General features: G+C 67.6%; 19 protein-coding genes. 14 read left to right on the forward strand and 5 right to left on the reverse strand.

Going from position 1 to position 25757, the window contains the following annotated elements; translation table 11 throughout:
* Positions 1 to 215 precede the first annotated feature (215 nt).
* Positions 216 to 2717, reverse strand: coding sequence for a neutral/alkaline non-lysosomal ceramidase N-terminal domain-containing protein (locus tag DB30_RS41395; protein ID WP_052548777.1), 2502 nt, complete (start codon positions 2715 to 2717; stop codon positions 216 to 218).
* Positions 2718 to 2852: 135 nt separating this feature from the next.
* On the opposite strand from DB30_RS41395, the gene DB30_RS13200 reads away from it, so the two are divergent.
* Positions 2853 to 4547, forward strand: coding sequence for an alkaline phosphatase D family protein (locus DB30_RS13200; RefSeq protein WP_052548778.1), 1695 nt, complete (start codon positions 2853 to 2855; stop codon positions 4545 to 4547).
* 21 nt (positions 4548 to 4568) lie between these two features.
* Here the strand turns inward: DB30_RS13200 and DB30_RS13205 are convergent, their stop codons facing one another.
* Complete coding sequence (locus tag DB30_RS13205; protein WP_052548779.1) at positions 4569 to 5213, reverse strand: hypothetical protein; 645 nt, start codon at positions 5211 to 5213, stop codon at positions 4569 to 4571.
* A 248-nt stretch (positions 5214 to 5461) separates the two neighbouring features.
* Between DB30_RS13205 and DB30_RS13210 the strand changes: the two genes are divergently transcribed.
* The 7 genes from DB30_RS13210 (at position 5462) to DB30_RS13240 (ending at position 17012) form a co-directional block, all read left to right on the forward strand.
* The gene (locus DB30_RS13210; RefSeq protein WP_052548780.1) at positions 5462 to 6544 is read left to right on the forward strand and encodes a Spy/CpxP family protein refolding chaperone; all 1083 of its coding nucleotides are present in this window, start codon (positions 5462 to 5464) and stop codon (positions 6542 to 6544) included.
* Positions 6545 to 6833: 289 nt separating this feature from the next.
* Entirely contained in the window at positions 6834 to 7883 is a 1050-nt protein-coding gene (locus DB30_RS13215; RefSeq protein ID WP_146658676.1) for a hypothetical protein, read from the forward strand.
* Between the two features lie 167 nt (positions 7884 to 8050).
* Positions 8051 to 9703, forward strand: a complete 1653-nt coding sequence (locus DB30_RS13220; RefSeq protein WP_146658678.1) for a DUF2330 domain-containing protein — start codon at positions 8051 to 8053, stop codon at positions 9701 to 9703.
* On the forward strand, positions 9679 to 11343 hold the full coding sequence (locus tag DB30_RS13225; RefSeq protein WP_052548783.1) for a DUF2330 domain-containing protein: 1665 nt from the start codon (positions 9679 to 9681) through the stop codon (positions 11341 to 11343). Before DB30_RS13220 ends, DB30_RS13225 begins: the two co-directional genes overlap by 25 nt.
* Entirely contained in the window at positions 11340 to 13091 is a 1752-nt protein-coding gene (locus DB30_RS13230; RefSeq protein WP_052548784.1) for a DUF2330 domain-containing protein, read from the forward strand. Before DB30_RS13225 ends, DB30_RS13230 begins: the two co-directional genes overlap by 4 nt.
* 20 nt (positions 13092 to 13111) lie before the next feature.
* A complete protein-coding gene (locus tag DB30_RS13235) occupies positions 13112 to 14773 on the forward strand; it encodes a DUF2330 domain-containing protein (protein WP_146658680.1) in 1662 nt (553 codons plus the stop codon).
* Positions 14774 to 14780: 7 nt separating this feature from the next.
* The gene (locus DB30_RS13240; RefSeq protein ID WP_052548786.1) at positions 14781 to 17012 is read left to right on the forward strand and encodes a multiheme c-type cytochrome; all 2232 of its coding nucleotides are present in this window, start codon (positions 14781 to 14783) and stop codon (positions 17010 to 17012) included.
* Positions 17013 to 17115: 103 nt separating this feature from the next.
* On the opposite strand, the gene DB30_RS13245 is transcribed toward DB30_RS13240, so the two are convergent.
* The 3 genes from DB30_RS13245 to DB30_RS13255 are packed head-to-tail and all read right to left on the reverse strand — an operon-like array spanning position 17116 to position 20441.
* Entirely contained in the window at positions 17116 to 17727 is a 612-nt protein-coding gene (locus tag DB30_RS13245; protein ID WP_052548787.1) for a hypothetical protein, read from the reverse strand.
* Between the two features lie 3 nt (positions 17728 to 17730).
* On the reverse strand, positions 17731 to 18702 hold the full coding sequence (locus DB30_RS13250; RefSeq protein WP_052548788.1) for an NAD(P)-binding domain-containing protein: 972 nt from the start codon (positions 18700 to 18702) through the stop codon (positions 17731 to 17733).
* Positions 18702 to 20441, reverse strand: a complete 1740-nt coding sequence (locus DB30_RS13255) for a 1-acyl-sn-glycerol-3-phosphate acyltransferase (protein WP_146658682.1) — start codon at positions 20439 to 20441, stop codon at positions 18702 to 18704. Before DB30_RS13255 ends, DB30_RS13250 begins: the two co-directional genes overlap by 1 nt.
* Positions 20442 to 20523: 82 nt before the next feature.
* On the opposite strand from DB30_RS13255, the gene DB30_RS13260 reads away from it, so the two are divergent.
* The 6 genes from DB30_RS13260 (at position 20524) to DB30_RS13285 (ending at position 25746) form a co-directional block, all read left to right on the forward strand.
* Positions 20524 to 21246, forward strand: a complete 723-nt coding sequence (locus DB30_RS13260; RefSeq protein WP_052548790.1) for a peptidylprolyl isomerase — start codon at positions 20524 to 20526, stop codon at positions 21244 to 21246.
* Between the two features lie 112 nt (positions 21247 to 21358).
* Positions 21359 to 21517, forward strand: coding sequence for a hypothetical protein (locus tag DB30_RS13265; protein WP_153258312.1), 159 nt, complete (start codon positions 21359 to 21361; stop codon positions 21515 to 21517).
* A 93-nt stretch (positions 21518 to 21610) separates the two neighbouring features.
* Positions 21611 to 22594, forward strand: coding sequence for a peptidylprolyl isomerase (locus DB30_RS13270; RefSeq protein WP_146658684.1), 984 nt, complete (start codon positions 21611 to 21613; stop codon positions 22592 to 22594).
* 135 nt (positions 22595 to 22729) lie between these two features.
* The gene (locus DB30_RS13275) at positions 22730 to 23812 is read left to right on the forward strand and encodes an FAD-dependent oxidoreductase (RefSeq protein WP_165703743.1); all 1083 of its coding nucleotides are present in this window, start codon (positions 22730 to 22732) and stop codon (positions 23810 to 23812) included.
* 9 nt (positions 23813 to 23821) lie between these two features.
* Positions 23822 to 25018, forward strand: a complete 1197-nt coding sequence (locus DB30_RS13280; protein WP_052548793.1) for a pyridoxal phosphate-dependent aminotransferase — start codon at positions 23822 to 23824, stop codon at positions 25016 to 25018.
* 149 nt (positions 25019 to 25167) lie between these two features.
* Positions 25168 to 25746 (forward strand): SpoIIAA family protein, encoded by a 579-nt coding sequence (locus tag DB30_RS13285; RefSeq protein WP_052548794.1) that lies wholly within the window; start codon positions 25168 to 25170, stop codon positions 25744 to 25746.
* The last annotated feature ends 11 nt before the right edge of the window (positions 25747 to 25757 follow it).

A 25757-nucleotide genomic window follows, 5' to 3' on the forward strand; every position in this document is an offset into this window, starting at 1 on the left:
GGCTTCTCCGGACCACTACGAGCCATTCGGGTATCGAGGCTCGCGGTGCGTGCACGGGCCATGTGCACGCGGTGTGCCACGCCAACTCAGCCGCAATTCGTGGGGTCTCGCCCAGCGTTGACGAGAAACTCGCCAGCGCTGACGAGTTTCTCGTCAACCGCTGACGATTTTTTCGTCACTCGCCCGCGAACGGACCCGAGGCCCGGAGCCCGAACCTACGGGCCGGTGATCGTTGCCGTGACCGGGCTGGGCTCGAGGTCCGAGCTCAACCACGCGTCAACTTCAACGTTCGCGTTCGCGTCGATCCCCGTCTGGCCAAAATCGAACACGTACGCGTCCGCGACCGGATCATAGCTGGCCTGCCAGACCTCCCCGGTTGGCATGCCATCGACGATGAACTCCAAGCTCAGGGGCGCGCGCACGTGGATCCCGTCCGCGGGCGTGTGCCAGGCGTCGTGCAGGCGCCAGCCCCGGACCGGCCAGGTCCCGTCCATGACCTTCGGCACGCTTGGCATCACCAAGCTCAGGTACAGCGTGTCGGGATCCGTCAAGTTCGCGGCCAGGTTCGCGTCGTTGGATTGCTCGACCGCGAACGCGAGGCTCGCCGCCTCATACTGCTGCACGGTCGCCCCATCCCAGTACGGCCCGGTCGCAACCATGCGGTACTCGCCGGCTGGCCAGTCCGCGGGGATCTCCCAGTCGACGTACCACTCGTGCTTGCGCGAGGCCGCGACGTTGCCGTTGGGCGCGGGCGTGGGATCGTAGTGGGTGATCATCTCGTTGCGGCTGTTGTCGTAGGCGCGCCCCGACCACCCGGCGGGATGCGGCACGTCCACGAACCCGCCTTGGCCATCGTCAACCTGCAAGCGCACGTTCGGCGCGCCCACGCTCGGGTCGCCGCCGCCAAACCGGAACCGCACCAGCTCCAAGCGCCGCTGCAATACCTCGACGTTGCTGACCACCGCGCCGTGGTTCTGGCTGAGCTCGAACGCCCGAGGTGTGAACCCACCTGGGCTCGCCAGCGTCGGCGTCTCTTCGACCAGCGCGGGGCCAATGTCCCCGGCCAGAATGTCGGCGATCATCTCCATGTCGGTGTTGACCATGAAGGTGCCGCCGTTGGGCCCCCACAGGCTCATCTCGGACTCATACCCGCCCTGAAACCAGTCGTCGGGCGCGGTGAAGTACAGCAGGTGATCTTGCGAGTAGCCCCACACCATCAGGTCAATGGGCTCGTCCGAGGCCAGCTGCGCGAACTGGTCGCGCGCGTACTTGATGATCGAGTAGGCCGGCTCGCCGGGGATCGTCATCATGAACAGCGGCCCGATCTTGGCCACGCTCAGGTAGGTCTGGTGGATCTCGCCGTGGGGCACGTCGCCAAGCAACAGCGTGTCGACGGGGATGCACTGCTTGTCCTTGCCCTCCATCGAGGTGTTGGGGTCGTTGTCCTCCGCGACCCCCGTGCACTGCCAGCCACCCCACACGTAGTCGATTGGGATCAGGTTGAACAGCTCACCCGAGAACTCGCCGCTCTCGTCGTAGCCAAATTTTTCGTAGGTCAGATCCACGCGCCGCGACTGCACGACGATCTCGGGGTCGTCATCCCACGCGAGGTTCTGGTACGCGTCAAAGATCACCGGCGCCGCGACCGTGCCGATCAGCTCGGTCTTTTGGGTGGCGGAGTCGTGACCCAAGAACCCGCCGCGCGGTGACGAGTCGCCGCCGCCAGCTTGGGCGATCATCCCAAAGATCGGCTGGCCGGTCTGCTCGAAGAAGTACTGCTCGAACTCGAGCTCGACGGCCCCTGGCGCGTCTTCGGTCAGCAGCTCGTTCTCGTAGGCGACGCTGATCCCGTGGATGCCAAAGTTGAACATCGCGGCCATTGGCGTGCCGTCGGGGCGACGCAGGGCGAACACCGTGAGGGTCGGGTCCTTGCCGTAGGTGGGGTTGTTGGCGCTGCGGCGATCACCGTAGACCTTGTCGCTTGGATCCCAGTCCTCGATCGCCGTGTAGCCCCATTGCGCGTCGCCAAGATCGTCGATCGCGGCCTTGATCGTCTTGGCAAACTCGGTGGCGAGCAGATCGATGACCTCTTCGTCGGCGGTGTCGGTCCCAACCGCGCCAAAGATGTCTGGCAGCCGCCAATAGCGACCGTGCGCGTGGTGAGAGTGGGTCCCGCCCCAAATGATCCGGCCGCGCAGATCCTCGCCATAGAGCTCTTGATACTTGGCCGCGGTCGCGTCGGTGACCCCGGACTCGGCGCTCATCATTGGCGTCTTCATCAGCACGACCTGCTCGCCCGCCTTTGACTGCAGGACCATCGCCTTGATCGTTGGGTAGTTGTAGAAGCCCCGGGTGCCGTAGAACAGCCCGCTCCACGGGGTGTTGGTGCCGCCTAGGCGGCCACCGTAGCCGGCGAGCGAGATCCCGATCGGGTGGTCGAGGTAGCGCATCGCGACGCCGGCCTGCAGCGGGGTCGTTGGCTGATCACCATCGCCGTCACCCGGGTCACCATCGCCGTCGCCGGGATCGCCATCCCCGTCCCCATCGCCATCGCCGTCGCCGTCGCCGTCGCCCGGGTCACCGTCGCCGTCACCGGTCTCGCTCGTGCTACCCGCATCGCCACCGGTGACCGAGTCATCGCCGCACGCTGCGAGCGCGAGCGCGGACAGTGCGAGGCTGGTTGTGATCGACCTACGAAGAAACCAAGTGCGGCGCATGGTTGGACACTACGCCGAGAGCACGACTTCATGCACCCCCCGTCGATCCGCGCAGACTGCGTTTTCCCGGCCCGCGTGTGACATTTGCTCGACAGCCATGCAGGCGACGGGCGACCCTGACTGGACTGGATTGACATGACGATCACTCGCCGAGAGCTCCTTCGCCGCGCCAGCATCCTTGGTGCAACCTCCCTGATCCCCAGCTTTAGCGCCTGTACGCCCGAGCCTGGCGGCGGAGCTGGCGAGACCGGTGAGACCGGCGAGACCGGCGAGACCGGTGAGACCGGAGGCGACGACGGCCTCCCAACCTACGAGTGGGAGGGTGAGCTCGGGCCCGAGAGCATCTTCGCCCACGGTGTTGCGAGCGGCGATCCGCTCAGCGACTCGGTGATCCTCTGGACAAGGGTCTCGCCCGCGGTCGACGAGGCGGTCGAGCTGTTCTTCGAGATGGCCGTGGATCCCGAGTTCCAGCTGCGGGTCGCCGCAGATTGGATCGCGCCAACCGACACCGAGCGCGACTACACCAGCAAGATCGACGTTGACTCGCTCGAGCCCGGCTCGACCTACTACTACCGCTTCTACGCGCAGGGCCGGGTCTCGCCGATCGGCAGGACCCGCACCGCGCCCAGCGGCGCCGTCGATCACCTGCGCTTCGCGGTGTGCTCGTGCTCGAGCTGGGCCCACGGCTATTTTCACGTCTACGACGAGATCGGCGGCCGGGCTGACATCGACGCGGTCCTGCAGCTTGGCGACTACATCTACGAGTTCGCCGACGGCGAGTACGGTGACCTGCGCCAGCTCGACCCCAGCCACGCGTGCGTCACCCTCGACGACTATCGGCGCCGGTATCGGATGTACCGGACCAGCCCCGGGCTGCAGCACGCCCATCGCCAGCACCCCTTCATCGTGACCTGGGACGACCACGAGATCGCCAACGACGGGTGGCGCGACGGCGCCGCGAACCACGACGAGGCCGACCAGGGCCCGTGGGCCGAGCGCAGGGCCGCCGCGACCCAGGCTTACTTCGAGTGGCTGCCGCTGCGCGAGGGTGTCCCGGGGCGGGTCTATCGTGAGCTCTCGTATGGCGACCTCGCCCACGTGATCGTGCTCGACACCCGCTACGAAGGGCGCGATCAGCAGATCAACCTGTTCGACAACCCGGACCCGCTCACCGCGATCACGGATCCCAACCGGCAGATGCTCGGCGCCGAGCAAGAGGCGTGGCTGTTCGAGCGGCTTGGCTCGAGCACCGCCAAGTGGAAGCTGCTCGCCCAGCAGGTCATGCTGGGTCAGACGATCTTGCAGGCCGGCCAAGACGGCGAGCCCAACCGCCCGCTGTTCGCCGACCCCTGGGATGGCTACGACGGCGCGCGTCGGCGGCTCTACGGCTACCTGCGCGACAACGCGATCGACAACCTGGTCGTGCTCACTGGCGACGTGCACTCGTCGTTTGCGGTCGAGCTGACCGAGAACCCGCTCGAGGGCTACGACCCCGCGACCGGCGAAGGCTCGGTCGCCGTGGAATTCGTGACCCCGGGCGTGACCTCACCGGGGCTTGGTTTGGACAGCGGCAGCCTAGCGACCTTGCAGATGGTCAACCCACACTGGCGCTGGACCGAAGTCTTGCGCAAGGGCTACCTGACCCTCGACGTCAAGCCCGACCGGGTCCAGAGCGACTGGTGGTTGTTCGGCGCCGGCCAGGTGTCCAAGCCGGCGTTCTCGGGCGGCGTCCACGGTGGCTCGTGGCAGGTGTTTGACGGCGACCCCGTCCTCGTCGAAGCCAACGAGCCAGCGCCCGGCAAGCAAGACCCGCCGCCCCTGGCCCCCTGACCTGGCCGGCCCCGGCGCCAATCAAAACTTGTAGGCAAAGCCAACGCCGCCGCGGACAGACAGCCACGCGCCGGAGTTGTTGTTGCCGTCTGTCCACACGTTCCAACCGACGAAGCCTGGCTCGAAGTAGAAGATCCAGTGCTGCTCGATGTACAGCCGGATCGTTGGGCCAAAGGTCTGCTCGAACTGGAAGAAGTGGGGCGAAAAGTGGAAGTCGTTGTGGACCGTGGGGGAGAAGGTCAACGCGAGGTTTGACCACGGATCGATCTCGTAGCCCAGCTCGAACCCGGCCCGTCCCCACACCGCCCGGTAGAAATCACGGTTGCCGCGACCGTATCCACCCCGGTCGTAGTACCCGCGCCCGTTCCCGTGGAAGCTGACCGCGGGCCCGGCATTGAAGCCCATGAACAACCCGCTGAGCTGGCCGACCCGTCCGGTGCCCGGCAGATGGAAGCGCCAGTTGAACGCAGGGATGAACGCGTCCGGGTTGAAGTTGCCGTTGAAGCTGGCGCCGATCTCGTGGACCGAGCTGGTCTGGCCAGGCCGCATCGACGCGGGCGGGTTGCCCAGCGTTGCTTGCTTGCCAGCCTGGGCCGGGGACGCGATCAGGAGCACGACCGCAGCGAGGACGGTCGACAGCAGGTACGAGAGGCGACGCGCGTTCACGAACCATGGGTAGCAGGAATTCGGCCCGCTGCGCAGCTGCGCGAGCGAACTTGTGTCGCGCGACACGTGCGTGTGTGCTGCATGACGAGGAATTCTCTTGTTTGGATTTGGAGTGTCCAGAGCTCGGTCGCGACCGCCAGACATGCGGGCGGGTTGCCAACATGTCGCTGGCTTTGCGCGAGCTTTACGAAATCCAGCGGACAGGCTGACGCACTCGGCGCGGAACTGGGGCTAGGGTTCACTTCGCCATGACCAAGCCCATCTCACTCCTGTTCGCCGCCTCGATGTTGTTCACCTTCGCCTGTGATGCTGGCGACGAGCCGGTCGAGCCCCGCGCCGCCGAACTCGGTGAAGACGCACCCCAAGAACTCCATGACGGTCACCACGCCAAGCGCGGTGACCGTGCGAAATTTGCGGCCGAGAAGCTCTGCGCGCAGGTCGAGTGCAGCGAAGACCAGGCCGCCAAGGTTGGCGAGCTGTTCGCCAGTCGCCACGACGAGCGCAGTCGCGACCGTGACCCCGCCGCTCACGAAGCGCGCAAGGCCGCCCGGGCGGAAGCCAACAAGGCGATCGCCAGCGCGTTCGCGGCCGACAGCTTCGACCCCTCCGTGCTCGAGCGGGCCAAGCCCGAGCGCGACACGGCGGGCCACGAAGACCAGATGATCGCGTTCGCCACCGAGCTGCACGGGATCCTGACCGCGGAGCAGCGCGCCAAGCTGGCCGACAAGCTCGAGACCGACGGCGGGATGTTCTTTGGCGGCAAGGGCAAGCGCAAGGGCAAGGGCAAGCGCGGCAAGCACGGCGACGAGGCCAAGTCCGATCAGGCCGGCGAGCGCGACCCCAGCGAGCACCTCGCCCGCAAGGTCGACGGCTTCTGCGAGAAGCTGACCTGCACCGAGGATCAAAAGACCCAGCTGACCGCGACCTTCGAGGGTGCCCATCAGGCCCGCCGCGACGCGCGTGAGGACGCCGCCGACCAGAAGCCCAACTTCAAGCCGATCGCCGACGCGTTCCGGGCCGCGAGCTTGGACACCTCCGCGCTTCGTCAGGCCATGGTCTCCACCAAGTCCGAGCACATGTCCCGGAAGGCCGACCGCGGCCAGCAGGTTGGCGCGCTGGTGAGCGAGATCCACGACATCCTCACGCCGGCCCAGCGGGCGATCGTCGCAGCCGAGATCGAAGAGCACGGCGTGCACGCGCTGCTTGGCAAGCGCGACGGCAAGCGCGACGGCAAGCGCGGCCACGGCAAGCGCGACGGCAAGCGCGACGGCAAGCGCGACGGCAAGCGCGACGGCAAGCGCGGCGACCACGACGAGATCGCCGCTGACTGAGTTCGTTTCGTCCCCCCCCCGGCGAGCCCGGAGGCCCTTGGTCTCCGGGCTCGCTTTTTTTTCCCTCGCGATGTTGCCGCGCTCGCGCGACTGAGCGGCTCGCCAGCGCCGAACCACGACAAAGCTGCCGCGCCCTGCAGTTTGTCGGGAACACTCCAGTCTGACGCCCGTTTGTGCCGCCCACACGATGAGAGCGACCTGGCGGCATCCCTTCACCCGAACTCGAGTGTTTTCAGCTGGGGCGAGGGCTTCTCGCCCGCTCGCGGTCGCTCTCGCAGACTGGTTCACCGTGGGCAACAGAGTCATGGCCGGGCTGCTGGTCGGCCTGACGGGTCTCACGGCGCTCGGGTGCGCCCACGCCAACCCGACCCGAGCCCAGCACCGCCGTGAGGTCGCTGGTGCGATGGCGCTGGCCGACGCGACCTCGCTCGAGCTCCAGCACAAGCACAGCACCGCGCCTTACGGCGTCGTCGATGTCTCCGAGCTCCCAACGGTGGTCGATGCGGACGCGACACCAGCTTCGGCCGGATCGAAGCTCAGCGAACACCGCTTCACACCCGCCGCGATGATCACCGCGACCACTGTCGGCGATTGGCTCGATGCCGATCTCGTCCAGGTCGTGACCGAGATCGAGCTGCGAAATGCGTGCGCCGTCGAGCTCGACTACGCCTTCGGCCCCAGCGACTCGCCGGACGAAGCCAAGCCCGCAAGCCGGGCGCTCGCGTCCCACACGATCCAGACCCAGCGGATCCCACAGGGGAGCTGGCTGCATCTGTGGGACGGCGATCGCTGGCTCGGCGCCGCGGTGACCACCGTCGAGCACGGGCGGATGGAGGTCTCGTCCCAGTGCGACACGCTCGAGGTCAGCTTCGAGCTACCCGACCACGGACGGACAACCTTCGCCATTCACTGGGATCTCGACGCGGACCCGGCTAACCAAGCAGGGTCCCCCACTTCAGGCTCCCCCACCGCCGGACCGATCGTGCTCGACATCGAGCACCGCGACGCGCCGGAGCAGTGGGGCACCGATCAGGACGACGAGGCTCGCGTCGCGCTGCGGCTGGCCAACCTGTGCGCCGAGCCGATCGACTACGGGTTCACACCCCAGCTCGAGGACGTGCCCACGAACGCGTCGACGATCCCCGGACACACCGAGCGCGGCGTCGAGATCCCCGCTGGTTGGTGGCTGCGCTACCAAGCGCTGGACAGCGACTGGCGGGGCGGGGCAACTAGCAGCCTCGCGGGCGCGGTGCTGTGGATGGCCCCGAATTGCGTGGACTTTGGCGTGGGCGACGGCGCAGTCATCACGGCCCCGAGCCCGCCCGGCCAGACCGATTGAGGACACCGCTCAATTTCGTGATCGGGCTCGACCTTTCGAGTACGCCTGCCACCGCCGCCTGCACCCGATGAGCTCGTGAGAGCTTCACGCGTCACGCCGCGCCGACACCGCTGAGTCGGGTATCATCGCGCCGGTCCACCTCGCCAGGGTTGGGCGGCAGCTCGATCATGAACCCCCCAACTCACGCCCCTCGCCGGCTGCTCACCGTCGGGCTCACCGGCGCCTTGCTGGGTCTCGGCCTCACGGCACCGGTCCAGTCGCACGCCTTTTGTGGCTTCTACGTCAGCGGCGCGGAGGCCAAGCTCTACAACGACGCCACGATGGTCGTGATGATGCGCGACGGCCAGCGCACGGTCCTGGCGATGCAAAACCACTACCAGGGCCCGCCCCAGGACTTTGCCTTGGTGATCCCGGTGCCGACGGTGCTCCACGAGGGTGACGTCCAGACCCTGCCCCGGGGCGTGTTCGATCGGGTCGACAAGCTCGCGGCCCCGCGCCTGGTCGAATACTGGGAGCAGGACCCGTGCGCGGTGGCGGACCCGGACCCGGCTGACGGTCGCGGGGTCCCAGCTGGAGTTGCAGGCGGTGTCCCAGACCCGGTCGCGGGCGTGAAGGTCGAGGCCCAATTCAACGTTGACGAGTATCAGATCGTGATCTTGTCAGCCGAGGACTCGACCGCCCTCGACACCTGGCTGCGCGCCAACGAGTACAACATTCCCAGCATGGCCGAGCAGCTGCTGCGCCCCTACGTCGCCGCGGGCAGCAAGTTCTTTGTCGCCAAGGTCGACCCAAGCAAGATCGCCAAGCCCGCAGACGGCAGCCAGCGGATCGAGCTGTCCCCGCTTCGCTTTCACTACGACGCCGAGCAGTTCTCGCTGCCGCTGCGGTTGGGGCTGATCAACGCCAACGGGCCGCAGGATCTGCTGGTTCACATTCTGGCGCCCAACCAGCGCTATCGCGCTGCCAATTATCCAAATGTCACGATTCCAACAAATTTGGTGGTGTTGGATCAGACCCGCGAGCGCTTCCCCGAATTCTATGTATCGCTGTTCGATCACACCTTGGGCCGCGCGCCCACGGCGGTGGTCACCGAGTACGCGTGGTCGGCCGGCAGCTGCGATCCTTGCCCCGAGCCGCCGCTGGATCTGGATGAGCTGATCACGCTTGGGGCCGCGCTGTTGCCGAGCTACGCCAACGCGCTCGCGCCGGCAACCACGGCCGAGGCCAAGCTCGCGCAGCGCCGGTTACCGCGGGACTTCGTGCTCACCCGCCTGCACGCGCGCTACGACGCCAGCTCGCTCGGTGAAGATCTGGTGTTCGAGGCCGCGCCCGCCCTCGTTGGCGGCCGCGGGATGCCCGACCGCGCAGGCGCGCTGCCCCCTGACGTGGAGCAGGTTGGCGATCACAACAGCTTTCAGGCCCGGTACGCGATCTTGCACCCGTGGGCAAGCGGCGTCAGCTGTGCGCAGCCCCAGCGTGGGCTGTGGGGGGGCCCCCACGACAACGGACCATCCGCGCCGACCTTGGCCCGCGAGCTGGCGTTCGTGCCCCGCGACGCGAAACTGAGCGAGTATGTGAGCACGTCTGCCCACGCGGCGTTGGGCCTGGCCGGCCCACCCACGCCCATCTTGGCCCCCACCGCCGCGAGCGACCCTGCCCCCATGACCTCCCCCGCCGCCAAGCAGCCCGCCGCCAACCGGCCCGGCTGCTCGTGCGACACCAACTCAAACAGCGGACCACTCGCCTCGTTGCTCGCGCTCGCCGGCCTCTTGGGGTTCCGTCGAAAGCACCCTACATGTCGATCATCCCGAACAACCTGAAGCTCCTGACCCTGGCAACGAGCATGGCGGTTGGCGTGGGTGCCTGGCTCGGCGCTGCCCAACCAGCCGAGGGATTCTGCGGATTCTATGTCGCCGGCGCCGACGCCAAGCTGTTCAATGACGCGACCATGGTCGTGATGATGCGCGACGGGCAGCGCACGGTCCTGTCGATGCAAAACGACTACCAGGGCCCGCCCGAGGACTTTGCCCTGGTGATCCCGGTGCCGGTCGTGCTGCAAGAGGGCGACGTCAAGACCCTCCCCCGCGAGGTCTTTGATCACGTTGACAAGCTCGCGGCCCCGCGCCTGGTCGAGTACTGGGAGCAAGACCCCTGCGAGGCCCGGCGCCAACAACAACAGGCACGCAGGCGCGTTCACAACGTGAGGTACGACGAGGCCGAGATGTCCGCCGCCCCCGGCGACCACGGCGTGACGATCGAGGCGGAGTTCGTGGTCGGGGAGTACGAGGTCGTGATCTTGTCAGCCCAAGACTCGACCGGCCTCGACACCTGGCTACGCGGCAACGAGTACAACATCCCCGCTGGCGCCGAGCCCCTGTTGGCACCTTATGTAGAAGGCGGCATGAAATTCTTCGTCGCCAAGGTCGACTCACAAAAGGTCCAGTTCCAGACCAAGCCCGACGGCAGCAAGCGGGCGATGCTGTCGCCCCTACGGTTTCACTACGACTCCCCCGACTTCTCGCTGCCCGTGCGGCTCGGGCTGATCAACGCCCAGGGGCCGCAGGACCTGCTGGTTCACGTGCTCGCCCCAAACACGCGCTATCAGGTCGCCAATTACCCAAACGTCACGATCCCAACCAATCTCATCGTCAAGGACGAGGTTCGTGAGCGCTTTGGGCAGTTTTATGTGTCGCTGTTCGATCACACCCTCGCGCAAAACCCCAAGGCCGTGGTCACCGAGTACGCGTGGTCGGCCTCGAGCTGTGACCCCTGCCCCGAGCCCGCCCTGAGCACCGAGGAGCTGATCGTGCTGGGGGCCGACGTGCTGCCGCGCTACGCCGAAGGCTTTGACGAGCAAGGCCAGCTCGATCCCGACCACGAGGTGAGCTGGAAGATCCAAGGCGAGTTCGTGCTGACGCGGCTGCACGCGCGCTATGGCAAAGACACGCTCGGTGAGGATCTCGTGTTCGAGCAGGCCGGCGGGCTGACCGGCGGGCGAGGCATGCCCCGCAATGGCGCGCTCGATCCCAAGTCAGCCGAGGTCGGGGACTCGAACAGCTTCCAGGGTCGCTACGTGATCCTGCACTACTGGGATCAAGCGGTTCAATGCCTCTGGCCGCTGTGGGATCAGTGGGGCGGCCCGCCCGGCGGCCACGACTCGAGCAACGAGCCCACGGTCGCGCAGCAGCTCGCGTTTGAACCCCGCAACGCCAAGCTCGCGAGCTTCGTGACTCACTCGGCCCACGCGGCCTTGCAGCTCGCGGGCGAGCCCCCGCTTGATGATCGACCCAGGCACACGGTCAAGGCCGCCGAGAAGGCCGCGAAGGCAGCCGAGCCACGCAAGGGCTGCTCGTGCAGCGTTGAGGCTCCGGTCGCGCCTGGGGGCGTCGCTGGCGTCCTTGGGCTCGGCTTGCTCGGACTCATCACTCGCCGTCGCCGCAACAACGCAGGTACCCCATGAACACACGCACCCGCTTTCTTCTGGCATTTGGCGCGGCCGCGCTCGGGCTTGGCCTGGCCACCGCCGCTCCGCAACCAGCCAAGGCATTTTGTGGCTTCTATGTCGCAGGCGCCGACTCGCAGCTGTTCAACGGCGCGACCATGGTCGTGATGATGCGCGACGGCAAGCGCACGGTCCTGGCCATGCAAAACGAGTATCAAGGCCCGGTCAGCGACTTCGCGCTGGTCGTGCCGGTACCCGTCGTGCTCAGCGAGGACAACGTCAAGACCCTGCCCAAGGCCGTGTTCGATCGGGTCGACAAGCTCTCGGCCCCGCGCCTGGTGGAATACTGGGAGCAAGATCCGTGCAACCCATGGGTCGAGACCAAGGGCAGGGGCGGCGGCCTTCCTCTTCCCGCGCCCACTGCAATGGCCGAAGAAGAGGATTCCGCGGACTACGGGGTCAAGATTGAGGCCCAATTCACCGTCGCGGAATACGAGATCGTGATCTTGTCGGCCTCGGACTCGACCGGCCTCGACTCGTGGCTGCGCGACAACGACTACCAGATCCCCGCGGGCGCCGAGCCCTTGCTGCGGCCCTATGTCCAAGATGGCATGAAGTTCTTCGTTGCCAAGGTTGACGCCAGCAAGGTCGAGTTTGCCCGCCGGCCCGACGGCAGCAAGCGGGCGATGCTCTCGCCGCTGCGCTTTCACTATGATAGTGACCAATTCGCGCTGCCGATCCGCCTGGGCTTGATCAACGCGCCGCCGGATGGCCAGAGCGGCGCCGGCGATCAGGCTGGCGCCCAAGATCTGCTGGTTCACGTCCTCGCTCGCGGCAAGCGCTATCAGGTCGCCAATTATCCCAATGTTCCGATCCCGACCAACCTCGAGGTCAAGGACGCCGTCCGCGATCGCTTCGCGCACTTTTACGTGTCGCTGTTCGACCACACGTTGAAGCAGCATCCCAAGGCCGTGGTCACCGAGTACGCGTGGTCGGCCAGCACCTGTGACCCCTGCCCCGAGCCAGCCTTGACCCTCGCGGAGCTGGTCACGCTTGGCGCCGACGTGCTCCCAGCCTACGCCGGCAAGCTCGACGGCAAGCAGATCGACGCGGACCTCGAGTGGAGCGTGCCAAGCGAGTTCGTGCTGACCCGGCTCCACGCCCGCTACGATCAGAGCTCGCTCGGTGAGGATCTGGTGTTCGAGGAGGCGCCGGGGATCGCCGGGGGCCGTGAATTCATGCAGACCAACGGGCAGCTCGAGCGCGGCAGCCAGCCCTCGTCAGAGAACCAGTTTCAGGCCCGCTATATCATTCGCCATCCGTGGACCGGGGCGATCGCGTGCAATGATCCGCAGCCTGGGGTCTGGGGTGGGCCGCCCTCGAATCCGCACGCCAAGCCCCAACCCACGGTCGCGCGCGAGCTGACCACCGTCGATCGCCGGGCCTCGCTCGGGAGCTTCGTGACCAAGGACTCGCAGGCGCTGCTCGGTCTGACCGCGACCGAGATGCAGGGATCGTCCGGCTCGTGGGGCGAGCAGCTTGGCGTGCAGCCAGCAACCGACGCGCCGCCCCCCGAGCAAGCCACCCCGAACAAGAAGCCGCCCAGCCCCGCGGGTGAGGCCGCCACAAAAGATCAGCAGCAAGCGAGCAGCGGGGGGTGTCGTTGTGCGCTGGGCGAGACGCCCGCGGATGGGCTCGGCTCCATCGGCATCGGCCTGCTCACGCTCTTGACCCTCGCTGGCGTCCGCCGCCGCGACCCCAACTGACACGAAAGGCTCCCGTGACCATGACTCCACTCCAACACACCACTCCCCGCTGGCGAACCAGCCTTGGCTCGCTCGGCGTTTGCCTTTGCATCGGGGGGCTCGCCCTGCTCAGCGCCCCGCCCGAGGCCGAGGCCTTCTGCGGATTTTACGTCGCGGGCGCCGACACCCAGCTCTACAACAACGCGACCATGGTCGTCATGATGCGCGACGGCACGCGCACCGTGTTGGCCATGCAGAACAACTACCAGGGCCCACCCGAGAACTTTGCGATGGTCGTGCCGGTCCCCGTCGTGCTTGGCGAGGACGACGTCAAGACGCTCGAGCGCGAGGTCTTTGATCGCGTCGATCAGCTCGCGGCCCCACGCTTGGTGGAGTACTGGGAAGAGGATCCTTGCTACGAACCGCCGGTGTACAAACAACGCCGTGGGCTCAGCCGCAGCAAGAAGAGCATGGCCATGCCATCCATGGCCGAGGCTGAATCGCGGGACTACGGGGTCACGATCGAGGCCGAGTTCACCGTTGGCGAGTATGAGATCGTCGTGCTCGGGGCCAAGGACTCGACCGGCCTCGACGCGTGGTTGCACGACAACGGCTACAAGATCCCCGAGGGCGCGGCCCCGGTGCTCGAGCCTTATGTGCAGTCGGGCATGAAGTTCTTCGTCGCCAAGGTTGACGCCAACAAGGTCACCTTCAACGAGCAGGGCCAGGCCATGCTCTCGCCGCTGCGCTTTCACTACGACACGGATCAGTTCAGCCTGCCCGTGCGCCTGGGCCTGATCAACAGCAACGGTGATCAGGACCTGCTCGTGCACATCCTTGGCAAGCACAAGCGCTACGAGGTCGCCAACTACGAGAACGTCACGATCCCGACCAACCTCGACGTCAAGAACGAGACCCGCGATCACTTTGGCCAGTTCTATGCGTCATTGTTCGATCACACCCTGGCCCAAAACCCCAAGGCCGTGATCACCGAGTACGCGTGGGCCGCGTCGAGCTGCGATCCGTGCCCGGTGCCGGCCCTGAGCGGGCAAGAGCTGCGCGTGCTCGGGGCCGACGCGCTGCCGAGCATGAGCCAGTACTTTGACGACCAGGGCAACCTCATGGATGAGTGGGGCGTGGCTTCGGAGTTCACGCTCACCCGCCTGCACGCCCGCTACGACAAGGCCTCGCTCGGCGAAGATCTGGTGTTTCAAGAGGCGCCACCGATCGTCGGCGGCCGCGAATTCATGCAAGAGAACGGGGTGCTCGAGCGCAGCTCGCGACCGGCCGACTACGGCGAGGACAACTTTCAAGCTCGCTATGTCATTCGCCACTATTGGGACGGCCCGGTGGCTTGCGCCAATCCGCAGTTCGGTCGGTGGGGCGGCCCGCCAGCTGGCCACCAAGACCCAGGCGCCGGCATGCAGGTCGCCCGCGACCTCGCGTTCGTGCAGCGCGACGCCAAGCTCGACACCTTCGTGACCGCGGCGGCCCACACCGAGCTTGGGCTCGACGGTGAGGTCGAGGCGGCCAAGATCCCGCACGCGGCCAAGCGCGAGCAGGCCGCGACACACACCGGTGGATCCAACGAGGGCGGCTGCGCGCACTGCTCGACGACCGAGGACAATCGCTGGGGTGCCGGCGCGTTCGGGGTGTTTGGGCTGCTGGGCTTGGCTGGCTTGATCCGCCGAAGGCGCCGCTGAGGTCAAGATGACGGGTGTTCAACGGTTCACGTGGGTGCCGCTGATCAGCGCGGCGGCTGGGCTCGTGCTTGCGATCGCTTGCCACCAGGCGCCGATCGAGGAGCCGCGTGATCGGCCGGACCCCGTCCAACCTTCCCCCCCCACTGCTGGCGATCCGGTGGTGCTGGATTCCGACCGGCCGATCGCCACACCCTTCGTCCACGCCGCGCCAACTCCATTCGCGCCCTCGCTGACGGCGATCGCCGCCGGAGATCACCCACCCACCGGCGCGCAGGTGGCCGACTACGACAACTGCGCGAGCTGTCACGAGGAGATCGCCGCGCAGTGGCGGATCAGCGCGCACTCGTTCGCCAGCTTCAACAACCCGATCTATCGGGTCTCGATCGATCGCTTCCGCGAGCAAGATCAAGGGTTCACACGCAGCCGGTTTTGCGCCGGCTGTCACGATCCTGCGCTGCTCGTCGACGGCGACATGGACGCGGAGATCCCCGCGGACGAGCCGCGCGCGCACGTGGGGGTTGGCTGCGTCAGCTGTCATGGCGTCGCCGCGTCCACGCCCGACGGCAACGGCAGCTACACGCTGTCGTCCCAGCAGATCCCCATTCCCGAGCTCGACGACGCGGCCAGCATCGAGCGGCACCGCAGCGCGATGGGTCCGGCTCGCCAGCAGTGTAGCGCCTGCCACCGGGCGTTCATCGGGGTCGAGACCGGGCATCCGCACCACCTTGGCGGCACCGATGAGCCGGGCCCGTGGCAAGACTCGAGCTACGCGGGCAACAAGCTGCGCCTCGATACCCCCGTACAAGAGAAAGACTGCGCCGACTGCCACATGCCGCGCGAGACCGTCGTCAACGCCACCGATCCGGCGATCGACGAGCACGGGCAGCTGCGATCCCACCGCTTCTTGGGCGGTCACACCTACTTGGCCGCGATGCGTGGGGACGCGCAGACGCTCGCGCGGATCCAGGCGTTCTTGCGGGGCGTGGCGAGCATCGACATCGCCGCGATCGAGCTTGGCGGGAGCCGTCACTTGCTTGGCCACGGTGCGGATCCCGAGGCGCTCGGCGACGCTGGCGGGCGCATGGTCGTGGATCTCGTGGTCCGCAACCTCGCGGTTGGGCACCGGTTTCCAGGTGGGACGCGCGACGCCCAGGACACCTGGATCGCCCTGCAGGTGCTCGACGCGGTCGGCAACGTGATCGCCAGCCTCGACGAGACCCACGGCGAGGTTCACCGCCTGCGCACGGGCGTCGTCGACGAGCACGGCAAGCTCGTCGACGCCCGCGAGGTCGAGCGCCTGCGCGCTGTCGCGTTTGATCATACCGTGGGCCCGCGCGACGCGGTGGTCGTGCGCTACGCCGTTGCGCTCCCGCCCGGCGCCGTCGGCCCGCTCCGGGTCGAGGCCCAGCTGCTGCACCGCAGCCGCACCCTCGAGCTCGCAGAGCAGACCTGCAAGCAGTCGCAGACCAAGCAGGCGCGGGCGTACTTGCGTGCAACAACGAGGCTGATCGGTCAGACCTTGGATCCCTGCGTGGAGCTGCCGGTCACCGAGGTGTCTCGCGCGCAGCTGAGCTTGTCCGGCGGTACGCAGCCGCAGGGCCGGCCGGATCACGAGCGGCTGTGGGAGCTGGGCATGGCGCTCTACCATCAAGTGCAAGAGCGACTGCCCGAGGCCCGCGAGGCGCTCGCCGCCGCCGAGGCTGCGCTCGCGCGAGCGGGCCTGCCCACGGCCGAGCGCGACGACGCTGAGGCCAGGATCCTCGCCGCGCTCGGGGCTGTCGCGGTCCGGCAGGGTCGAGTCGACGAGGCGCTGGCGCTCGCGGATCGCGTCGCCACGCTCAAACCCGAGCACCCGTATCCGCACTTGCTGCGGGGCCGCGCGCTGGCGCAGGTCTGGCGGTGGGAGCAGGCCGTGCCGCACCTCGAGCGCGCGCTCGCGGCCAGCCCCGGTTCACCAAAATTGGCGGCTGAGCTCGCGACCGCGTGCGGCAGCGCGGGCATGCATCGCCGCGCGCTCGAGGTCGCTTCGGCGGCGTTGCTGCTGCGGCCCCGCGACGCGGCGTTGCTGCGCACGCAGGGGTTGGCGCTGCAGGCCCTGAAGGATCCCCGCGCGCAGGCGGCCATGGATGCGTATTTCATGCACCGCGAGCCCGATGATCAGCCGCACCTCGCCGCCAAGTGCGGCGAGCTGGACCCTGCCTGCGCACGCGAGCGCGTGCCGGTTCACGTCCACGAGTGAGCGGCCACTTGCCCGGCCTCCAGATGAGGCATGCGTCGATCAGGGCTTCGCGGGTCGCGTCTGCGCGAGCTTTGGGTCGGAAGGTAGCGAACCGGCAGGCGAATCAGGCCCGCCCGCGACCGCGGAGCGTGACGCCCAGCGCAAACAACCCCAGCAAGCCAACGCCACACAGCTTCAGCGCCCACTTGCGATGGACGACAGCCGGGTCCCCCGCGGGCTTGGCCAGGTACGGCAGCGGGTCTTGCGAGCCGTCGGCAGAGAACACATCGAGCAACACCAAGTAGAACTGGCCGGTGTCGCGGGCTTGAACTGACGCGACGGCGGCGTTGACCAGCTCGCGCTCGACTTCGGTGGGTGGATCCGAAGCCGGCGCCCAGGCGACCTGAATGGCAAAGCTGTGGCTGAGCGGCTCGTCGGCGACGGCCAGCTCGCGCGGCGCGAGCACGAGGATCACCCGGGCTTGCTCACCACGCATGAGCCACCACTTGATCCGGTCAACCTCGATCTGCGGGCCGAGCCAGCCGAGCGAGTCCGGGGTCTTGTCGAACACGGGACCGAGCAGCTCGCGCGCGGCGTCTTCACGACCTGGTGGGATCACGCGCTCGGGTTGGTTGTCTGCTGAAGCCTGACTCGCCGGCGCCGCGTGGGCGAGGCACGGCGGGCCCGCCAGCGCGAGCGCGAGCAGCCAGAGCTTCGCCGGGCGTGCTTCGACCATTGGCTACTCGCTGCCGACGTCGCGCCCCATCAGCGAGCGCACCGCCTGCGACGCGCTCAGCTCGCCACCGACCATCTTCGAGATCACGTCGGCGAGCGGCGTCTTCAGCTTGCGTCGGGTGCCGAAGGTCGAGACCCGCCGGGCGACCTCGATGCCTTCAATGTTGCCGCCAGCGCGCAGCAGGGCCGCCTTGGGCGTGGCCCCCTCGGCCAGCGCGCGACCCAGCTCGAGCTCGGGCCGATCGCTGCCCGCCACCGCCGCCAGCAGATCCCCAAAGCAAGCCAGCCCGCTGAAGGTGTCCGACCGAGCCCCGAGCGCGGTGCCGATCCGGCTGACCTCTGCGACCCCGCGCGTGGTCACGGCGGCGATCGTCGCCGGACCAAACCCGATCCGCTGCGCGAAGCCAATTGTGAACAGCAGCAGGCCCGTGAGCGCGGCCGCGAGCTCGACCCCGCGCAGATCGTTGGTGTCGTAGATCCGCAGGGTTGGCCCGCCAAGCGCCCCGCGTACGGCCTCTACAACCTCGGGGAACTCGCTGCCCACGACCCCCGCGCCCGGCGAAGCGTTGGTCAGCACGTCGACGCTGATCGGCCCCGCGAGCGAGCCGACGCGTCGGCAAGGCGTGACCGTGCGCAGCAGGTGGCTCATGGTCCGCAGCTCGTCGTCGAGCAACCCACGGCTGACGTGGACCAGCAGGTGGCGACCATCGAGGTGGCGGCCGGCGTCGCGCAGGGCTGCTTCGGCGTAGCGCGAGGGCACGGCCATGAAGATCAGCTCGACGTCCGTGAGCGCGGCGAGGTCCTGGGTCACGCGGACGTTGTCGAGCTGCAAGCCAGGGTCGCGCCGGCTGACGAGCACCACATCACCGGTCCGGGCCGCCGCCTTGGTCAGCGCGAGCCCAAACGGCCCCCCGCCAAGCACGGCGACCAAGGGGCGCGGACCGTCTGCCGCAGGAAGATCTTCGACCTCGGACATCACTGCCCTCCCGCGAGCGCTGCGATCTCGATCGCGGCCCGCTCGTCGCCCTCGCCAGCGATCCGTTCGGCGAAGGGCACCAGACGGTTTTGGTAGTAGAGCAGCAGCGCGGGATCTTCGATCACGATCTGTCCATCGGCGACGCGCGCCATCGTACGGGTGTGGTAGCCGTCCCAGGCCTCGAGCGCGCGCTCGAGCGAGCGCTCGGCGCTGTCGGTCTCCAGGTAGGAATTGAGGTGGACCTCACCCTGCTCTTGCAGCGCGCGCAGGCGGCCCAGGGTCTCGCGGTAGCAGGTCACATACTCCGCGTGGTCCCAGGTGATCTCGCCGCGACGGCGCACGCGACCGAACAAGTCCACGCCCGGGGTCTCGCGCACGAGCTTGCGGAACAGCACGTGGGCGACCAGCTGCGTGGTCATGATCACCGTCTCGCGCCGGTAGTGCTCGACCAGCTCGCGGCCAAGGTCGCGGGTGTAGGCGGCGTCGCGGGCCGGGTCGAGCACGGGCTCACCGCGGTGGGTCACGTAGCTGACCGGATCAATCACGCGCCCGTCGGGGGCGAGCGAGCGGCCCTGCGCGTCGACGCGGTTGCCAAAGGGATCGATCGCCGGCCCATAGCGAAGCACACACGCGGCCCCGTAGCTGGTCAGGCGGCGGAAGAACGCGAGCCAGCGATCCAGCTGCGAGAACTCGTCGTCCTCGATGATGTAGCGGGCCTGGCCCTTCTCTTTGAGATAGTCCTCGACCAGGCTCTCGGCCTCGAGCACCAGCGCGTAGTTGATCGTGACGGGCACGAAGAAGATCGGCCGGGGCGCCTCGCCGCGGCTCTTGGCCCGGATCGCGTTGCGGGCGTAGGCCTCGACCGCGGTCCCGGCCAGGCCCAGCTTGAGCCGGCCCTCGAGCATGCCCGAGCGGCTGCGGGTGCCACCGGGGAAGAACAGCGAGTGGTAGCCGCGCTCGATCATCACGCACGAGTAGGTCTTGAGCACCTGCTTGTAGATCTGCGACTTGATGCGCCGATCGATCCGGTAGGCCCCCAGGTTGTGCATGAAGAACGAGATGATCGGGTTGGTGAACAGGTTCTTGCCCGCGCCGTACACGACCGGCGGCAGGTTCTCGCGGGCCAGGCTCTCGCCGATCGCCAGCGAGTCCAGGTTGGACGAGTGGGTTGGGACCACGATCACCGTGCCGATCTGCGCCAGCGCGTGCATCTCGTCGAGGTGCCCGGTCAGGCTGACCAGGCGCTCGGCCCCCAGCTTGCGCACGCTCGCCGCGTCGACCATGAGCTGCTTGGGGTTCATCACGCCCGCGATCAGGCCGGGGATCACCTTCTGCGCGAAGCTGTACACCCGCGGATCGAAGTTGCCCGCCACGTCGCGGGCCATTGGCTCGACGATCTGGCGCAACACCTCGTGGCGCTCGGTCTCGGTCATGCGCGCGAGCTTGCGGACCACCGTGCGCCAGAACCCCAGCCACTCCCGCGCTTCGTCGTCCTTCTGCTTCTCGAGCCGCTCGATCTCCCGGTGCGCGCTGTCGTTGATCAGGAACTCCAGGCGCGGGCCAAGACACTGCGCGACCACCCGCGCGGACACCTCGTTGACGACCGAGTCGCGCTCGTCGTTGAACGAGAACACCCGCGGGTCGGTGGCCGAGCGGCGGCTGGCGAACCACTGCGGCAGCCGGATCGGCTTGGTCAGGAGGTCGCGGATCCGCGAGCTCTTCGGGGCCGGTTGAGACATCACCTGGAGCATACCCCGCGGCGGGCAGTTCGAAACCTGGGCGCGCATCGACTCGCCGCGGCGGTGAGGTTAGGCTGGCACGATGACGCGCGGATGGTCCCTGGCCCTTGGTCTCGTGTTGTGTGCTGGCTGTGGCTCGGATCCGGCCGGCGAGTCGGGCGAGACCGGCAGCTCGAGCGAGTCGGGCACCGACACCGACACGACCGAGACCTCTGACACCTTCGCAACCTTCACGACCAACGCGACCCTGACCGACACCGACACCGACACGGGCACCGACACCGACGGCGAGGCGTGCCTGGTCGACGAGCCGATCGTCGTGCTCGAGACCAGCCTTGGCACGATGGTCGTGCAACTCGATCGCACCCGCGCGCCGATCACCGTCGAGAACTTCGTGGGCTATGTGAGCGACGGGTTCTACGACGGCACGATCTTCCACCGCGTGATCAATGGCTTCGTGATCCAAGGCGGCGGCTACACGCCGGGGCTTGGGGTCAAGACGACCAAAGGTCCGATCCCGCTGGAGATCCACCCAGAGCTGAACCACGTGGACGGGGCGATCGCCATGGCCCGCAGCAACGAGCCCGACACCGCGGAGTCGCAGTGGTACATCACCGACGGGCCCCAGCCTGGGCTCGATGGTCAATATGCAGTGTTCGGGGCGTTGATCGACGGGTTCGCGGTGCGCGACGCGATCGCGGGCGTGCCCGTGCAAACCGTGCCGTTCATGGACTTCGAGTTCATGAACGTCCCGGTCGAAGACGTGCTGGTCAACGCGGCGTACTGCGTCGACGCCTGGCCCTGAGCCAGTACCCGGCCGCAGTCGGCGAACGGCCAGGGTCGATGTGGGGGTCGCAACGGTCTATCCGGTGTGTTTTGCCCGTTGTGCGGCGTTCGCGAGATACGCCTGCTCCGCCATGCTCTTGCCCATTGTCGCCGGCCGACGTCCCCGTGGCCCGGCGTGGGTCTGGACCGACGGAGCCGGGCTTTGCTCGGCCGCGACCGGCTCGGGGGCGGCCACGTTCGCCGGCCGCGCACGGCGCCAACGTTGGAAGAACTTCACCCACTATTCGTAGCGCAGCGGGTCACAATTGTCTTTTGCTACCTTCGTGTTCGCGCTGACGTCCCCGGCTCTTTCCGGGCAGGGCATGGTGCTCTAGTGTACGCGCGTGACGAGCCGAACCCTCGTGTGCCTGTTGCTGACCACTGTCGGCTGCACACTGCCACCGGATCCCGACGGCCCCTACGAAGGCTCGTGCCCGATCCTGATCGAGTGCACAGCGCAGAGCAACAACAGCGACGCGCTGTTGACCAGCTACTTGGACTCGTACGGCGAGGACGGCTCGTGCTGGAAAGAGGGCCCCTACCAGTGGGGGGCGTGTCGCGACTCGTGCGTGGCCGCGCTCGACTCGCTCAACGCCCTCAACCAAGAGCAGGGTCAGCCAAGCTGTGGCGGGTGCGAGCTCGACAGCGATTGCGCCGCGTTCGGCAAGTCGGCGCGCTGCGAGGATGGCTATTGCGCACGGCGAGCACTGGGTGACATCGAGATCGCCGACACGACCGACACCGGTGATACGGGCACCGACACCGGCGACACCGACTCGGACACGGACATCGACACCGACGGCACCATCGATGATGACTGCCTGTTCGATACGTCCAAGGTCGTGCTCGACACCAGCCTTGGCGTCATGCGCCTCGAGCTCGACAGCGTCGCCGCGCCCGAGGCCACCGAGATGTTCTTGCGGTACGTGTCGGCCAACTACTACGACGGCACGATCATCCACCGCGTCGTCGAATCCGTGTTGATTCAAGGCGGCAGCTACGGGCCCGGGCCGTCGCTGCTGACCCCCTCGCTCGCGCCGATCGAGCGACTCACGCAACCCACGCTGCCGCATGGACCAGGCGTGATCGCGCTGCTGCCCACCCTCAACGGCACGCACGTCGGTCCGCAGTGGTACATGACCGTCGGTTCTACCTCGCCATCGTCGATGACTGCGGGGGTCGTGTTCGGCGCGCTCGTTGAAGGTGGCGCGGTGCTCGACGCGATATCGAGCGTGCCGGTGACGACGGTCGCGTGGCTCGACTTTCAGCTGACCAACATCCCCGAACAGGATGTCGTCGTGCATGAGGCGTACTGCGTCGCGCAATGACCGTGACAACGAAGGTGGCACACGCGACGAGCGCCCGTGCGCGGCGCGACATCTGTGCTGCTTCGATGTAGATTCAGACATCTTCCCCGTCTCCCGATGCGGAAAGCCAAGGCACCCAAGTTCAAAGCACCCATCGTGATCATCGGAGGTGGCGTCGCTGGCTTGGCGCTCGCCTCCGGCCTGATCCAGCGGGGTGTCGAGTGCAAGATCCTCGATCGCGGCTGGCTCCCGTGGCAAATGGGCATGGGCTTCATCGTGTTGCGCTCGGGTCTAGACGCGCTCCACGAGCTGTTCCCAAGGGTCCGGTGGGGTGACGTTGGCGCCCCGGTGCTGCGCGCGAAGATCATGGACAGCAGCTCCGAGCTGCTCAGCGACACCACCCTCGACGCCTACGCGATCGGTCGCGGCACGCTGCTCAACACCATGCTCAACGAGCTGCCCTCGGGCACGCTGATCGACCACGCGGGGGTGTCCGAATTCCTGCGCGGCGCCGATGGTCGGGTCCGGGCGGTCATCTGCGACGACGGCCGGGTGATCCCCTGCTCGATGGTGATCGGCGCAGACGGCCTGCGATCGGTAACGCGCGAGTTTCTATACCCAGAGGTGCAGCTCGAGGACGTGCGGGTCCGCGAGGTCGTGAGCATCTTCGACGCCCCGCACGTGGCGGAGATCCTCGGCACGACCTTCATCAAGCACTACGATCCCGACGGCGGCTTTGGGGTTGGCATGCTCAACGTCGGCGGCGGCCAGGTCGTGTGGTTCGTGCAGCACGACGCAGATCGCTACGACTGGGCTGGGCTCAGCCCAGGCATGCTGCGCTGGGCGATCTGGGAGAAGGTCTCGCGCTGGCCCGCGCCGATCCCCGCGCTGTGGGCGATGACCAAATTCACCAAGTCGCACCTGTGGTTCACCCGCGACATCTACCCCGACTTCGACTACGTACAGAACAACATCGTGCTGATCGGGGACGCTGCGCACCCGGTCCTGAGCTTCACCAGCCACGGTGCGACCGGAGCGCTAGAGGACGCCGTGTTGCTCGCGCCGCTGCTCGCCGAGGCCAAGGACGACGAACAGCGAGCGAGCTCGGCCGCCGCGTTTGGCATGGTCCGCCGCGACATGTTCGAGCGGATCGTGGTGGAGGGCCGGGAGATCCTCGAGCGCTTCTTGCTGCCGCTGCACAAGCAGCCAAAGGGTGTGATGCTGCCGCTCGTGAAGTAGAGTCGGGCGATGAGTGGTGAACCCGACCCGCGCTTTACTGATGACGCTGTCAACTTCGAGGTCTTGCGCGAGCGGTCGTTCAACCTGCGCTGGGCCACGCTGCCCGCCGACGTGATCCCGCTGACGGCGGCCGACATCGACTTTCCGGTCGCGTACGAGATCCGCGAGGCGGTCAAGGCATGGATCGATCGTGGCTACTTCTCGTACGGGCCAGCCGAGGGGCTGCCCGAGTTTCGAGCGGCCGCGGCGACGATGCTGCGAACCCACAAGGGCATCGCCAACGCGAGCGCCGAGCAGGTCTTGGCCACCAACTCTGCAGCCGCCGCGCTCGAGACCGCCGCTCGCTTCATGCTCACGCCTGGCGACGAGGCGATCATCTCGGATCCCGTGGACTTCTTGTTTCAGCGCTCGGTCGAAGCCGCTGGCGGGACCGCCGTTCGCTGGGCCTGCGACCCGGCCACCGGGGCCGTGGACTTCGAGCAGCTGGCCAAGCTGATCACCCCACGCACCCGCATGATCGGCCTGTGCAACCCGCTCAACCCCGTCGGCAAGGTCTGGACCGCGGCCGAGCTCGAGCAGCTGGCCAAGCTCGCCAACGCGCACGATCTATGGATCCTGAGCGACGAGATCTGGAGTGACATCGTGTACGGCGACGCCCGCCACGTGGCGATCGCCAGCGATCACTTTGGCGTCGCCGGGCGCACCGTCACGGTCACCGGCTTGTCCAAGACCTTCGGGCTCGCGGGCATGCGGATCGGGCTGCTGCACGCCAGCGACGAGGCGGTTGTAGAGGGCTTGTTGGAGGCTTCTGGCGCTCGCTCAACGGCCAACGGCGCGGCGACGATCTCCCAGGCTGCCGCCATCGCCGCATGGGAGCAGGGCTGGGACTGGGCACAGGGCTTCTTGCGTCACCTCGAGGCGCAGCGTGAATTCGCTGTGCGGCGGCTCCGCGAGATCCCCGGGATCGAGCTGCGCGCACCCGATGGTTGCTACGTGCTGTTCCCGTCGATCCGGCAGACCGGGCGCAGCTCGGAGTGGATCGCCGAGCACTTGCTCGAGCGTCACCGGGTCGCCGTGGTTCCGGGTGCGGCCCGCTGGTTTGGACCGGGCGCCGAAGGCCACATCCGAATCAGCTTTGCCACATCCCGCGCGGTGCTCGAAGAAGGCCTGTCGCGGGTGGCGGCCGGGCTGCAGGCGCTTGCCTGAAGAAACGCTGTCCGGCCTGCACCGGGGTCTTGGCACCACAGCGGTGACGGCCCCGGCGATGGCTGCCCGCCCAACACCGCCCATGAATCGCAAGTCACCGCCCATATTTTGTTGGACGGCGCCGCGAGCCTGGGCAATGCTCGGATGCGGTGCAGCTCCTCGGCGGCGAAGTCAGGGATGCGGACGGATACATATTCGTCCGCAACGCGTCGGTGCCCGATGAGCGCCGCGCCCGACAGATCCTGGCCACCGTGGACGAGGCCCTGCGCAAGAGCGGTCACCGAGCCGTGCTGTTCGACACGCGCGACATGGAAGCGCCAAGCGAGTCGGTGAACGCGATCCTGCGCTGGTGGGTGGACGCGGGGCGGCTGCACGACAAGGTCGCGCTGCTGGTCAAGTCGGACCTCAAGCGGATCGCCAGCAACATGCGGGCGCTCTCGGTTGGGGTGAAGATGCGCTCGTTCCACGAGCTGCAAGAGGCCGAAGTGTGGCTGCGCAAGCCGCTGCCGCGGGTGCGCGCGGCGTCGGGTCCGGCGGCGGCAGCCGCGGCTGCGAAGGATGCGGAAGAACGCCCGCCCAGTCCGTTCAAAGGGACGCTCAACTCGCGCGGTCGGGAGACCGGGACCGTGGCTGGCAGCAAGGACGCGGGAACAACGAGCGAGTCGGGGCCCGCGAGTCGCTGGCGGTCGCCGTTGTTGCGCGGCATTGGCTCGGGCGACAAGAGCTGAGCGCCGTCGCG

Source organism: Enhygromyxa salina (assembly GCF_000737335.2).
GTDB classification, from domain to species: domain Bacteria; phylum Myxococcota_A; class Polyangia; order Nannocystales; family Nannocystaceae; genus Plesiocystis; species Plesiocystis salina_C.

Bases quoted from the DNA above. Each gene is read 5' to 3' on its own strand.
- DB30_RS41395 (WP_052548777.1), bottom strand. From the start codon at position 2,717: ATGCGCCGCACTTGGTTTCTTCGTAGGTCGATCACAACCAGCCTCGCA.
- DB30_RS13200 (WP_052548778.1), top strand. From the start codon at position 2,853: ATGACGATCACTCGCCGAGAGCTCCTTCGCCGCGCCAGCATCCTTGGT.
- DB30_RS13210 (WP_052548780.1), top strand. From the start codon at position 5,462: ATGACCAAGCCCATCTCACTCCTGTTCGCCGCCTCGATGTTGTTCACC.
- DB30_RS13220 (WP_146658678.1), top strand. From the start codon at position 8,051: ATGAACCCCCCAACTCACGCCCCTCGCCGGCTGCTCACCGTCGGGCTC.
- DB30_RS13225 (WP_052548783.1), top strand. From the start codon at position 9,679: ATGTCGATCATCCCGAACAACCTGAAGCTCCTGACCCTGGCAACGAGC.
- DB30_RS13230 (WP_052548784.1), top strand. From the start codon at position 11,340: ATGAACACACGCACCCGCTTTCTTCTGGCATTTGGCGCGGCCGCGCTC.
- DB30_RS13235 (WP_146658680.1), top strand. From the start codon at position 13,112: ATGACTCCACTCCAACACACCACTCCCCGCTGGCGAACCAGCCTTGGC.
- DB30_RS13240 (WP_052548786.1), top strand. From the start codon at position 14,781: ATGACGGGTGTTCAACGGTTCACGTGGGTGCCGCTGATCAGCGCGGCG.
- DB30_RS13245 (WP_052548787.1), bottom strand. From the start codon at position 17,727: ATGGTCGAAGCACGCCCGGCGAAGCTCTGGCTGCTCGCGCTCGCGCTG.
- DB30_RS13250 (WP_052548788.1), bottom strand. From the start codon at position 18,702: ATGTCCGAGGTCGAAGATCTTCCTGCGGCAGACGGTCCGCGCCCCTTG.
- DB30_RS13255 (WP_146658682.1), bottom strand. From the start codon at position 20,441: ATGTCTCAACCGGCCCCGAAGAGCTCGCGGATCCGCGACCTCCTGACC.
- DB30_RS13260 (WP_052548790.1), top strand. From the start codon at position 20,524: ATGACGCGCGGATGGTCCCTGGCCCTTGGTCTCGTGTTGTGTGCTGGC.
- DB30_RS13265 (WP_153258312.1), top strand. From the start codon at position 21,359: ATGCTCTTGCCCATTGTCGCCGGCCGACGTCCCCGTGGCCCGGCGTGG.
- DB30_RS13280 (WP_052548793.1), top strand. From the start codon at position 23,822: ATGAGTGGTGAACCCGACCCGCGCTTTACTGATGACGCTGTCAACTTC.